General features: G+C 30.7%; 7 protein-coding genes and 1 pseudogene. 4 read left to right on the top strand and 4 right to left on the bottom strand.

What is annotated here, in order from left to right; translation table 11 throughout:
• Positions 1-17: 17 nt before the first annotated feature.
• Positions 18-2,873, bottom strand: a complete 2,856-nt coding sequence (locus M1D64_RS00210) for a YhgE/Pip domain-containing protein (RefSeq protein ID WP_129531079.1) — start codon at positions 2,871-2,873, stop codon at positions 18-20.
• A gap of 218 nt (positions 2,874-3,091) precedes the next feature.
• On the opposite strand from M1D64_RS00210, the gene M1D64_RS00205 reads away from it, so the two are divergent.
• Entirely contained in the window at positions 3,092-5,209 is a 2,118-nt protein-coding gene (locus M1D64_RS00205) for an amidase domain-containing protein (RefSeq protein WP_480977528.1), read from the top strand.
• Positions 5,210-5,392: 183 nt separating this feature from the next.
• Here the strand turns inward: M1D64_RS00205 and M1D64_RS00200 are convergent, their stop codons facing one another.
• The 3 genes from M1D64_RS00200 to M1D64_RS00190 all read right to left on the bottom strand — a co-directional run bounded on the left by M1D64_RS00200 (position 5,393) and on the right by M1D64_RS00190 (position 10,342).
• Positions 5,393-7,273, bottom strand: a complete 1,881-nt coding sequence (locus M1D64_RS00200; protein ID WP_480977527.1) for a GA module-containing protein — start codon at positions 7,271-7,273, stop codon at positions 5,393-5,395.
• Between the two features lie 442 nt (positions 7,274-7,715).
• Positions 7,716-8,261 carry a YdhK family protein gene (locus M1D64_RS00195; protein ID WP_000592150.1) on the bottom strand — a complete coding sequence of 182 codons (546 nt, stop codon included), beginning with the start codon at positions 8,259-8,261 and terminating at the stop codon, positions 7,716-7,718.
• A gap of 17 nt (positions 8,262-8,278) precedes the next feature.
• Positions 8,279-10,342, bottom strand: coding sequence for a heavy metal translocating P-type ATPase (locus M1D64_RS00190; RefSeq protein WP_061050406.1), 2,064 nt, complete (start codon positions 10,340-10,342; stop codon positions 8,279-8,281).
• A gap of 645 nt (positions 10,343-10,987) precedes the next feature.
• Between M1D64_RS00190 and M1D64_RS00185 the strand changes: the two genes are divergently transcribed.
• The 3 genes and pseudogenes from M1D64_RS00185 to M1D64_RS00175 all read left to right on the top strand — a co-directional run bounded on the left by M1D64_RS00185 (position 10,988) and on the right by M1D64_RS00175 (position 13,537).
• Positions 10,988-11,383: a DMT family transporter gene (locus M1D64_RS00185; protein ID WP_480977526.1), complete on the top strand. Its 396-nt coding sequence runs from the start codon at positions 10,988-10,990 to the stop codon at positions 11,381-11,383.
• Between the two features lie 75 nt (positions 11,384-11,458).
• Positions 11,459-12,043, top strand: coding sequence for a hypothetical protein (locus M1D64_RS00180; protein ID WP_047504332.1), 585 nt, complete (start codon positions 11,459-11,461; stop codon positions 12,041-12,043).
• Positions 12,044-12,267: 224 nt separating this feature from the next.
• Positions 12,268-13,537: pseudogene (locus tag M1D64_RS00175) on the top strand (ISL3 family transposase).
• The last annotated feature ends 144 nt before the right edge of the window (positions 13,538-13,681 follow it).

The following is a 13,681-nucleotide window of genomic DNA, read 5'->3' as shown; positions in this document are numbered from 1 at the left end:
TTATAAGCATAATAACTTTATTCCATTACATCACTTTCTTCAGCTTTTTCAGTTGCTTTTCTCATCAGTGGATCAGTAATTGGTTTAAAGATAACACCAATTAATAAAAATCCTATACCAAATAATGAAAGTATTACTAATTTTTTAGTTAAAATTTCAGGTACAGGTCCTCCAACCGCTTCTCTTAAAGCATCTATTGAATAAGAGAAAGGTAAATAAGGGTGAATGACTTGGAAGAACTCTGGTGTAACTTGGATAGGGAAGGTTCCTCCACCACCTGCTATTTGTAGTACAAGGAAGATGATTGCAATTGCTTTCCCTGGATTTCCTAACAATGACACTAAAGTATATACAATTGAAATAAATACAAGTGATGAGAATACTGATATAGCAATAAACCATACAACAGATTCAACTTGCGCTTTCAGTATCACTATATCTCCAATTGATACGATGAGTGCTTGGATAATACCCAACGTGTAGAACAACCCACTCTTTCCTAGATAAATTTCTCTTGTCGTTAGATGTGGCTCTAATGATTTATGTTTATTATCTGTCGTTAATAAACTTACTAGTAATAAAGCTCCTACCCATATTGCTAATGCTGTGTAAAATGGTGTGCTTGCTGAACCGTAGTCTTTCACAGGAAATATATCTTTTTGATCTATATTAATTGGATTTGCGATTACATTAGCTTGTTTTTTCAAATCATTTTTCAATAGGTCTACCATTTTATCCACTGCATCGTCGTCTTCAATCTCATCAAATAGTTTGTTCGCTTTAGCCAGATCTTTTTCAACATCTGGTAATTGATTACGTGCAAAATCTGCCAAATTGTGCAATCTTTCTTTTGCACGTGGTTGATTTGTATCTAAAATATCTACCAAATTATCATAGCGATTAAACAGTGTAGGTATTGTATTGTTCACAGTTGCTGTTGTATCAGATAACTGTTGTTCTAAACCTGGCAAGTCATTTTCAATAAATGATGCTGCGTTAGAAACACTTTGTTTAAATTGTGGATAATAATTTTGAGCAATAGACATTGCATCCATATATCTTTGCTCAATGACTGGTAGTGCACTTTGAATCGTCTCAATTCTATCCTTACCAGTAGTTAAAATACTTTCTCCTGAATTTATAACTTGATCAATTGTGTTTAATTTCGATTGAACAGTTGATAGTTTTATATCGCCGTCATCTAATAATGACATCACATCATTAGATACATCTAATAATTTTTGGTTTAGTTCTGACTTAATATAGTTTCTTAAATCATCTAAGCTACTATTCACGCGTGGAATTTCTTTAAGTAATTCTACTGCTTCTTCTTTACCAGAACTTCCATTCGAAAGTGCTTCACTAAGTTGATTTTGTGTCTTAATTAAATTATTAATTCTATTATTTGCTGATTCTAATTCCTTAATCTCATCAGAAAGATCTACCTTTTCTCTATCTTCAAGCTCTGATAATATATCTATAAACTTTTGATTGGACTTACTTGTTACTTCAAGCCTAGATTTAATATTATCTAAAGTTTCTTTGAAATCTTTTGGCTTATCTGTAGATATAATACCGTAAGTGACATTTTTTAGCGCATTAATATCTTCTTGACTACTTTCCGCTTGTTTGTCGGTATAATTGGATAAAGATAATAATGATTTTGATAGTGAAGCTTCCATTGCGCTTACATCTTCACTACTTATTGCTGTTCCATTTTGATTATTTCCAGCATTGTCGCTATTACTATTACTATTACTTATTTGCGAAGTTTTAATATTTGAATAACTATCTGACCCTTTAGAACTTTGCTGCTCGGTTTCAACATTTTCTTGTAATCGATTATTAGCATTTTGATTTGCTTCTTGTGCATTATCAACGACTTCTTGATAGCCTTCGACACGCTGTTGCACTGCAGGTAAATATCCTTGCGCTTCATTCAGGCCTTGTAACCCTGCGTCAACCCCTGCGCTTGCAAGGTCTACACCACGATTAATTTTTGGAAAAGCTTCTGGTACATCATTAGATGCAACATTCAAGGCATTTTCAATATTTGGCATGTAGTCATTTAATGCCAATATCAATTTAGCTCGCTCATTTAATGTCGGAATGGCCGCATTAACTTGGTTTAATTTATCTGCAGCATCTATAACCTCACCTTTATGATTTCCTAACGCTCTAAATTCATCAGCATAATTGTCAATTTCATCCTGATTTTCATCTAAATATATTATTTTATCAGCAAAATCATTAATTTTAGGTATAGAATCATTAGCTTTAGATACTGCATCTTCAATTTTATTTATGGTTGGAATTTCTTCCTCAAGTTTCACGCCAAGTCGATTTGCTTCATCTAATAATGCTTTTGTTACTGTCTCATTAAATTGTTCATTTGCTTTTTGAACAATGGCACTCGTCCCTGCATTTGTCATTTTAGGCGCAATCGCATTAAGTTTTTGATTCACTTTGTATTCTACATCTGCTTGCTGTGGGTTTTTTCGAAGTGTGCCGGTAATTTGGTGTGTAAACTTCTCTGGTATGTAAATGGCCGCGTAATAATCGCCCATCTTCAAATCATGATCGGCTTTTTTTCGACTTACAAATTGCCAATCAAAGTTATCATCTTTCTTTAGTTTATTGGTAATTTTATTGCCCACGTTCACATTTTTATCTTTAACTGTATCTCCCTTATCCTCATTTACAACAGCCACTTTAATATTTTTAGTATTACCGTATGGATCCCATGTCGCTTCTAAGTTAAACCAAGCATAAAAAGAAGGAAGAAGTGCTAAACCTCCTAAAATCACTAAAACAGCAGGCGTCTTAGCAATCTTTTTCAAATCCATTACAAATAATTTTATTGCGTTCTTCATTTATACACCTCTAAAACTGTATCTATTGATTTTTCTTACATAAATTTAAAATTACTATTTGTTAATTTCATATAAGTTGATATACTGAATGCATTAACAAAGTCTATCCATTTTATAGTTGATACGAATCAACTAAATCTAAGTCTGTTTACAGTGTACCAAGACAAACCATAGTTTGTACATAGCAAAATAATATATTTTAGAAAAGAGGTATTTTCATGAAGCAACAAAAATTATTAGTCTGTTTGCTTTCAACTTCTTTACTTATTCCATCATTTTCTATCAACGATGTTAGTGCCGAATCTTTAGAAAAAAGTGCCACAACTTCTGAATCAAATGACGTGTATAAGGAAAAAGATGAGGAGCAAGCTAAGCAATCACATTCATCAAAAAATGGAAATGATGAAAAGAATAAAGCTAGTGATGAAAAGGAAAATAGTGAACGCAAGAGTAAGTTAAATAGTACAAAAGATGAAAGGACTACAGAAGATATTAATAATAAAAGACATAAAACTTCTGATAATGAATCATCCAACGAAAAAATACCAAGTTCATTTGAAAATTCATTTAATGATTCATCGTCTTATGATAGTTTGAATGTTTTCAAGCCAGAACCTTTTAGGAGTGACAAGGATGGGCTATCTGAATTATTAAATCAACTGTTCTCTAATAATAAAATGAAACAAACTTCTACTATAGAGAATAACGATGTACAAAACGAGAAGAATGACAGTCACAATGATAATACATCTATAGATCAAATAAATCCAAATACGACATATTCGGATGATAGTGACGAATCAAATACTAACAATTTAGAAAAAAATAGTGATAAGGGTTCACTACAAGATGACATTGATGATGTACAGTCATCTGAGAAGTCAAAGAATGATGATATAGATAATAAGTCTGAATCAAACAAACTTCCAATTGATAAAAATCAAAAAAAAGATGATGGTGAGTCAAAACGATTTTCCCAACAAGATCGATCTTATGAAGAAGCAAATAATGATGCTGATGATCTAGACAACAAAGATAATGACACACCTGCTACTGAAAACGATAATGCCAACAGTGATAACGAAAATGCTGATAAATCAGATACAAAATCTGACGATAAAGTATTAGATGCAATTTTAGACGAGTATAGTGAAAATGCTAAAAATAATAAAAAACAATATGATGCTAAAAAAGATGATTTATCAAATGGAAATAGTAAAAGTAAGGAAAATAATTCTGAGAAACAGGCATCTAATACAAATGCTAACCCTCAATTACCTTCTGAATCACAATTAGCTAAAAAAGAAAAGCCAGCTCAATCATTTGAAAACGACATAAAACAATCAAACATCAGATCTACTGCAACTTTCCAACAATTGCCAAATTTATCGGATGATAGTAAAAATTCTAACGATATAACAATTACTGAAAATAAAAACACACGAGGTTTTATTAAATCAATTGCACAAGACGCTCACGACATAGGTCAAGATGAAGATATTTATGCATCTGTTATGATTGCCCAAGCCATATTAGAATCTGACTCAGGCACTAGCGATCTTGCTAGTTCACCACATTTCAATTTATTTGGAATAAAAGGAGCTTATGAAGGTCAGTCGGCTACATTTAATACACTCGAAGATAATGGCAGCCATACGTTTCAAATTTCAGCAAACTTCCGTAGCTATCCAAGCAAAAAAGAATCATTGGAAGATTATGCCAATTTAATCAAACACGGCATCGATGGTAAAAAGGACATTTATAAACCAACATGGAAAAGTGAAGCTAATAGTTACCGTTCAGCAACAATGCATTTGGCTACCACATACGCGACTGATTCACAATACGCGGACAAATTAAATAGTATTATCAACCACTATGACTTAACACAGTTTGATAATAAAAAAATGCCTGATTTAGATAACTACAAAGCGAACAACGATGATTATGATTCAGCTTTCAAACCATTTTCAGAAACAACAAATGACTCTCCTTATCCTCATGGGCAATGTACATGGTATGTTTATAATCGCATGGCACAGTTCGACAAATATGTGAGTGGTGATTTAGGCGACGCACGAAACTGGAATAATCGAGCAGAAAGAAAAGATTATGCTGTTTCTTCAACACCAAAAGCTCACACTGCCGTTGTATTTGAGGCAGGTCAACAAGGAGCAGACCAGATCTACGGTCATGTAGCTTTTGTAGAAAAAGTTAACGATGATGGTTCTATCGTTATATCAGAATCAAACATTAAAGGACTTGGTATCGTTTCTTATAGAACAATTGATGCAGATGCTGCAACTGAATTGAGTTACATTACAGGTAATAACTAGTATGTTTAAATATTCCCTTTATTTTATTTATTAAAGTGTTTAATTTAGCTTTTATTCATTTAAAATACAAATGCTCCATTCAAAGTCCCACTTACTAGTGTTCACTTTGAATGGAGCATTTTAAATATACTATATGAATTAACTCATACTAAAATACAGTATGAGTTAATATTTACAATTTTTCTATTTATTTCGTTTGGTGAACCATATTAATCCACCACCTATAATGAAAAGTAGAATCCCTAATGGAATCGTTGATTTTTTTACTACTGTTCCTGTATCAGGTAAAGAAAAATCACCATTATTGTCAAATAAACCACTTAAAAAGCTACCCGAGGAATCACCTAGAGATAAAGCACGACCAGGCGAAGGATTAGATATATCCTTAATTCCATCTAATATACTGTTTCTATTAAATAAATCGTCAAATAGACTTGGTGTACCAAGTAATTTTGAATTTCCACTTAATTTTCGCATCTGTTCAGCTCTGTCTAACAAACTCCCATCAAATTTATTAGATAAACTTGGCGTATATTTTAATGGTTCAAACAAACCATGCATATCATCTTTAAATTTACTTATGTCTTTATCAGCCTTTAATAGATCATTCAACTCATTATTAATTCCCGATTTCATTAGATTTAATAAGTTATGCTTAGAATCTTCTTTTTTGGCAATAACGTCAGCAAGCGCTTTAGCTTTAGCATCATTTAATTTCGTAGCTAGCATTGTTTCTAAAGCTTTACGTTTATCATGAGATTGGTCCAATATATTTTCTAAAATATCATCACTTGTAACATTGTCCCCAAAATGATGTTTGATTAAAGCTACAATTTGTTCGTTACTAGGATTTTTATGCATTATTTCATCAACGATTTTTGATGTATCTATATGATCAAATTTAGTTAATAGAATTGTTTTAATAAGTTCTTGCTTATCAGATGTTTTATCAAACATAGATTTTAAAATATCATCACTCGTAGTAGTAGATAAGTTATCTAACTCACTAACAACTTGACTCGCGATTTGTTGATCTGTTTTACCTTTTGTATCTATACGTTCTAAAATAGATTGTGCACTCTTTTCATCAAAAGTACCACTAACAATATCTTTTACAGCTTGTTCTTTATTATTTACAGATTGTAAATGATTTAATACAACGTCATTTTGTTTTTTTAGACTTTGTTGCGTTTTTTCTATTTCCTTTTTCAATTTTTCTTTGTTTTTAGCAGATATTGAGTCTCGTTCAGAAAGCTTTGAATCCAATATCTTTAAATTATTTTCTTTATTTTCGACATAATAATCTAAATTATCTTTTACTTTTGAATGGTTTGTCGTAACTTTATCGATGTCTTTTTTAATTTCGTCTGATTGTTGCATTTGATTACTCTTAGTATTAGATGTATCTTTAAATGCTAAACCGTCTTGGTTGTTTTCTTTAACAGCGCCTTCGTCTTTTTCTGAAGCCGTATTTTTATTTTCTTCACTATCATTCATATCTGCTATATCTTTACTTTCTTCATTTAGTTTACCCATATCAACTAAATTGGAAAAATTAACACTATCATCAAACAAATGAGCTGTATTTTGCTTTGTATCTCTTTGATTTAAATTAGCATCAAACGTATTATCTTGCAGACCTTCTTGATCGAACAATTCATTACTATCTTGTTCTTCAATATGGTTAGACTTTTCTTTGACAGAAGAGGCTATATTTTTTTGACCATCTAACTCACTTTTTACACTTTCCTTATCTTCAGATACTTCCTTTTTGTCATTTTCAATTAAATGACTCTGCACTTTATTCTGTTCAATGATTTTATTATCAACCTTTTTTGCTTTCTTCAATATTGCTTCAACTTCTTCTGTACTTTTAGCTTTTATAATTTCATTAATAGAAGCATCTTTCTGACTATCTTTAATGTTTTTTAGTTTATCAATTTTCTCTTTACCTTCTTGAATGCGTTTTTCTAGCGTATTTTCACTATTAGAATGTGTCTCAATATTTAAATCAGCCTTATCTTTTGCTTCTACTGATGGTGTTGAAGTCACACTATATCCCATTAAAGAAGTGCTAATAATGAGGGCCACACTAGAAAATTTAAATTGATGATTTAATCTGGTTTTATTATTTAAATTATTATACCTTAACTTTTTCATTAAATTCACCTTTCTTCTAATTATTCATCTTCATTATATAGGTTATATAAATTTATTCAAATAGCAATATTGAAATACTATCTCATTTAAAGTAATAAATATTGTACAACTCAACTTTTAGCTTTATTTATTATAGGGTTCTGCTTATCAGGTAGTGATGCGGTTTTTAATTATATAATTTCAATTAATAAGGTAATGAACAGTTTTTTGATAAATGTTATTCTTCTAAAATTCTTTTTAATTTACACACTAAAAAATATCCTCCTTAACAATAATAAGTTATTTAAATTATTGATTAAGGAGGATATTTTTATATCTATTTATTTCTCAATTTAGAACTAGATTTTTATCGTGCTTTCAGCTCATTTCCTGTCATCCATTTATGATTTTTAATGATTTTACCATTATCTTTGGATTTGTAATCAACTACGTAAACAGTAGTCTTTTTCACGTTATCTATATTGGCTGTAGCACCTTTCATACCAGACATATGACTTGCTTCTAATTTAACAGTATCGCCCTTACTAAATCCATCTTTAGGTGCATCTTTAATCTCTTCGTTTACGACCCATTTATGATTGTTTACTTTTTCATTTCCATTTGTGGGTTTATAACTTACAACATAGGCATATGTTTTATACGCACCTTTTACAGTAGCTTCTGCACCTTTCATACCTGGCATATGCCCTGCTGTAATCGTTACTTTATCTCCCACTTTAAATTCACCCTCATTAGTCGATTTCATATCTTCTGGAACTTTACTTTCATCATTATGCTTCATATGGCTCTCACTTTTTTGGTCATTAGTGTCTTTATCTTTTTCATCATTATTGGAGCAAGCTGATAATATTAGTAATGATCCTAATATCATAAAAAATAATTTTTTAATCATAATAAAACTCCTATCTTTTATTTTAATTTTAATGTAAAGGCATTAATTGCAACAATAACCGTACTTAGTGACATTAAAATAGCACCTATTGCAGGTGATAAAATCAAGCCGATAAATGCTAAAATACCAGCTGCTAAAGGTACAGCAACAATATTATAACCTGCACCCCACCATAAGTTTTGCACCATTTTTCTCATAGTATTATTTGAAAGGGTCAAGAAATGAATAATATCTGATGGATTACTTTTAACAAGTATGATATCACCTGAATCCACTGCAACATCTGTGCCTGCACCAATTGCTATACCAATATCGGCTCTTATAAGACTCGGCGCATCGTTGATACCGTCTCCGACCATCATGACTTTATTACCGTCACTTTGATAATCTTTTATAATGCTTTCCTTATCTTCTGGCATGAGTTGTGCGTGGACATCACTAATACCTAATTCTTTTGCGACAGCGTGTGCCACTTCATTATTGTCACCTGTAAGCATGACTGGTGTAATATTTCTTGATAGTAAATCAGCTACCATTTGTTTTGAGCTTTCTTTAATTTGATCTCCTTGAGCAATCATGCCAATGACTTGTTGATCCTCAATTAAATAGCTGATTGAATTACCTTGTTGAGCTAATTTAGTAAACAAGTCATCGTCATAATTAAGTTTATGTTTATCAAGATAAGAGACATTTGTTATTTTATATGTTTTATTATCAATTAGACCTTCTAATCCGACACCTGGAATATTATTAACGTCTTGTGGATTAGTAAATGAAACATTTTTACTTTTCGCAAAATCAACAATACTTATAGCTAATGGGTGATTAGATTGACTTTCTAATGAGGCGAAAAGGCTTAATATTGTATCATTACTCAAATCATTTTTAAAGCTCTCATAATGATTCACAGAAAAGTTACCCTCAGTTAAAGTACCAGTTTTATCCATCATTACATAATCGATATGTTGAGCTATTTCTACAGACTCTCTATTTTTAATAATTAAACCATTATGTGCACCAATTGAAGTAGAACGTGCAGTGACTAAAGGTATTGCCAAGCCTAAAGCATGTGGACAAGCAATGACTAACACAGTTACAAGACGTTCTAATGCAAAATCAACATCATTTTGAATGAGCATCCAGACAATAAAAGAAATCACGCCAACACTTACAGCAAAGTAGAATAAATAACCCGCTACTTTATCAGATAACAATTCAGCACTAGATTTATCACTTTGTGCTTGATTAACAAGTCCCATAACTTGAGAAAGATATCCATCTTCTCCCACAGCTGTAACCTTGACTTGTATTGTTCCAGACCCATTAATAGAACCCCCGATGACGTTGTCATTTTGATTTTTTTGTACTTTTTTAGATTCTCCAGTGACTAGGGATTCATCTATAGATGTTTGTCCTTGAACGATAATACCATCTGTTGGAATGCTTTCTCCGGCTTTTACTTCGACGATATCATCAGTCATGATGTCTGATATTTTAACTTCTTCGCGTTGGCCATTATCCATAACTTTAATAGCACTATTAGGTAACAGTTCTGCCATTTTCTTTAAAGCATCTCCAGCATTTCCGACAGCATTCATTTCTATCCAATGTCCTAATAGCATAATTAAAATTAAGGTTGCTAATTCCCAAAAAAAGTCCATTGTATGACCAGTTGCACTACTAAAGTTATTCATATAAAAAGCATACAAGCTATAAATATAAGCTACTGAGATACCTAGGGTAACTAAGGTCATCATGCCTGGTTTTTTTGTAGCAATTTCATCTTTACCACCAGACAAGAACGGTTTACCACCATAAAAGAATAAGATTGTACTTAATATTAACACTACCCATTCAGAACCTGGAAATGTGAATTGAAAAGGTAAGTTAACACCCATCAGTGGCGATAAAAGAATGATAGGTATTGCAAAAATTAATGAAACAAAAAACTTAACTTTAAAATTTCCATGATGATGTGCATGGCCACTATGATGATCATGTGAGGCATGGTTATCATGATGCATTTGATTGGAATGATTCATGTGATTTTGATGATTATGCTCTTCACCATTATTATTCAAATTAACCCCTCCTAATGAAAATGTTATAGTAAAGCTACTTATACTATAACATATACCCACCCAGGGTATAAAGGTTTTCGATTTATCTCCTTTTATGGATTTATATAATTCCGAACATTATATCTACACGTCCTACATTAGACCTTGTCATCGATATTTAAAACAATGTTTTAATTAAAAGATCTAATCTTAACTATCACATGACAATACACTCTAACCAAGGTTATCATTACCAACACAAGTCATATATTAATATTCTTAAAGAAAATAGCGCATTTCAAAGTATGCCTAGAAACGCAAATTGTCTTGATAATTATTAGAGAAGCCAGTAAATGAGTTTATAGTAAACTCATTTACTGGCCATTTTTCTAGTATTTATGCTCACTCTCTTCAAACTATATTAATCATTTTTTGATTCTAATATTCTACGCCACAATAGCTGCATTCTATTAAAGTTACTATATATTCAATCAATTTCAAAGTGAGTTACATACAACCTATTTTTTAGTTTTATTTATGATACGCTTCACAAAAACATAACTGCAATTCTCATAAACCTCATACGTTCCGATACGTTCAAAATACCTTTATGGAGCGGCTGAAAAAACCGCGTCATTTATGATACGCTTCCCCCTATTACTGATTTTGCTAAAAAATAGAATGAACCCTAATAATGAGTTCATTCCATTTTTTCAGTTAACGATTTATACAATTATTGCAGGCGCATTATTTATGGTTATATTTTTACCAGGAAGTTTTAGTGAATTACAGACGGCAAATATGACATCGATACTATCTGTCATTTATTTAGGAGCATTTCCAACTGTTATACCTTACATTGCCTTAGCCTATACGATACAAAAAATCGGTGTGTCAGATGCGACGATTTCATTATATTTAACACCTGTTGTTTCTTTAATAATAGCTTATTTTATGTTAGGTAAAATACCTACTTTATATGCTATTTTTGGTGGTATTATTACATTAATTGGAGTAACTATTACATCAGCAAACGCTGAAGAAAGCGTAGATTTGAAATAGTAATAAAATTATATTAATATAAAATTAACTTTCTACATACCATTTTTACCTATAATAATTAAGGAAATTGTACATATGGAAAAAGATATAATCAATATAATTGAAAGACACAGAAAAGATATACAACTTGATAACAATCAGTTAACTATCAAATTAAAATGTACTCCAATCAATAAAAAAGGTAAAGAGTTATTTAAGATTTTAAATTATGTAATACAAGAAAATTATATTTTAACTTTTGGAAGCAATGAATATGAGTGCTACAAATGGCAAGCATATTACAAAGGGGAAAATATTATAGAAAAATATCTCAATAAGTACCTTGATAACGAAATAGAATTGTATGCTGTACCATTATCAAAAACAAACGTTGATATAAAAACTAATTCTGTTGATATAAAAAAAGCCAACCAAGTTAACGTATTTACTGATAGTATAAACTCAATAAATGCAAAGAAATTTATATATAATGAAGAATTGACAGATACAAGTAATACTGATTTATTAGTCGCTATTAATAATATAGAAAACTCGCTTAACAATTATGAGACACCTAATTACAATGATATGTCTGTAGTTAAACAATTCGCTAAATCATCATCCAATATCGCAAGTTTTGCTGCAGATGTTATTACCATTCTAGGTGTATTTTTAAAATAGAGACTTTTGAAAACCAGAATTATATTGAACTAATGCCTTTTGATTATTACTCAGAATATAGGTTCTATACTAAACAGGACTGATATAAAAATCAGTCCTGTTTTTTGATACAAAAAAGCGCAAAAATCTCTATAATTTAAATGTCCTACCAAATAAACTAAGGAGAGATTATGCGCCTATGAATTATTTATATCAAAAACACTTGGAATTGAAGACCTAATGTTATTTTCGACAATAAACTAGAAGAAATTGAATACAAAGGAGAAAGATTTAAGTGCTATTATGCGAAAGTTACATATATTCCTGATTATTGTGAAAGTTGTGGTGTATGTAACACAAACTATAGTATTGTAAAAAATGGTTTTAAAAGTTCTAGAATAACAATTCCAAAAGTATCTGAAATGAATGCATTTTTAATCCTTAAAAAAACAAAGATTCTATTGTAAGCATTGTTGTTCTTACTTTACAGCTCAAACTAACATCGTTGATGTTGATCGCCACATTTCTAATAATACACGTTTAACAATTTTAGATAAGGCAACCACTATACGTTCTCAGAAATTCATAGCGAAGTCTTGTGGTGTATCTAATTCAACCGTTTCACATGTGATTAATCATGCTGCACAAGATATCAAACATTTGCCATTCAGCACATTACCGAAACATATACTAATGGATGAATTTAAAAGTGTTAAACAAGTAGACAGCGCTATGAGTTTTATTTTTTGTGATGCGACTTCGCATAAAATTATAGATAGTGTAAGAAATAGAAAACTATATTCTCTAAAAATTTATTTTTCTCGTTTTCCTCTCGAAGAGAGAAACAAAGTGTTAACCATTACAATTGATATGTATGAACCATATATGTCCTTGATTAAAGAAGTATTTCCTAATGCTCAAATTATTATTGATAGGTTTCATATTGTTCAAGCGCTGAATCGTGCGCTTAATATGTCTAGGGTTAATCTGATGAATACGTTTAGAAGGAGTAATAGACCTTTATATAATAAATACAAACGTTATTGGAAATTACTTCTAACTCCGTTTGAAGATCTTAACGCCTTTTCTTATCGCAAACTTAAGTTATTTAAGTCTTGGCAAACACCTAAAGGTGTTGTTGAGTATTTACTGAGTTTTGATACAAATTTCCAATATAGCTATGAAGTAGTTAATGAATTAAGATATGGTTTAAAACACAATAATTCAAAAGATTTTATAACTACGCTCAATGAAGTAGAGTTAAACGAAGTATGTTTTAAATTAAAAATAGTCCTAAAAACTTTAAAAAAATACCAACTATATATTGATAATACCTTGAAGTACCCTAATATAACCAACGGCCCAATAGAAGGCATCAATAATAAAATTAAACTTATTAAAAGAATATCATTTGGATATAGAAATTATGATAATTTGCGTAATCGTACCTTACTAACTTCACGACTTTATGCTTCTCCAATCAAAAAAGAGATTAAGCAACCTAAGGTTGCCTAATCTCAAAAATGGTATCAGTCCTCTTTGACAAAGAGCCAGAATATATCACTAAAAGCTAATTAATATTTTTCATATTAGTGAATTATAAAAAATAATGAGAAAAAGCTACATAATATCTATGTTGATATCATGTAACTTTTTCTC

This window comes from Staphylococcus sp. Z5-21, from assembly GCF_056529615.1.
This window is presented reverse-complemented; position numbering and strand designations above follow the sequence as displayed.

Excerpts from the sequence above, each read along its gene's own strand:
- M1D64_RS00205 (WP_480977528.1), top strand. The coding sequence starts at position 3,092 with ATGAAGCAACAAAAATTATTAGTCTGTTTGCTTTCAACTTCTTTACTT.
- M1D64_RS00180 (WP_047504332.1), top strand. The coding sequence starts at position 11,459 with ATGGAAAAAGATATAATCAATATAATTGAAAGACACAGAAAAGATATA.
- M1D64_RS00195 (WP_000592150.1), bottom strand. The coding sequence starts at position 8,261 with ATGATTAAAAAATTATTTTTTATGATATTAGGATCATTACTAATATTA.
- M1D64_RS00200 (WP_480977527.1), bottom strand. The coding sequence starts at position 7,273 with ATGGGATATAGTGTGACTTCAACACCATCAGTAGAAGCAAAAGATAAG.
- M1D64_RS00210 (WP_129531079.1), bottom strand. The coding sequence starts at position 2,873 with ATGAAGAACGCAATAAAATTATTTGTAATGGATTTGAAAAAGATTGCT.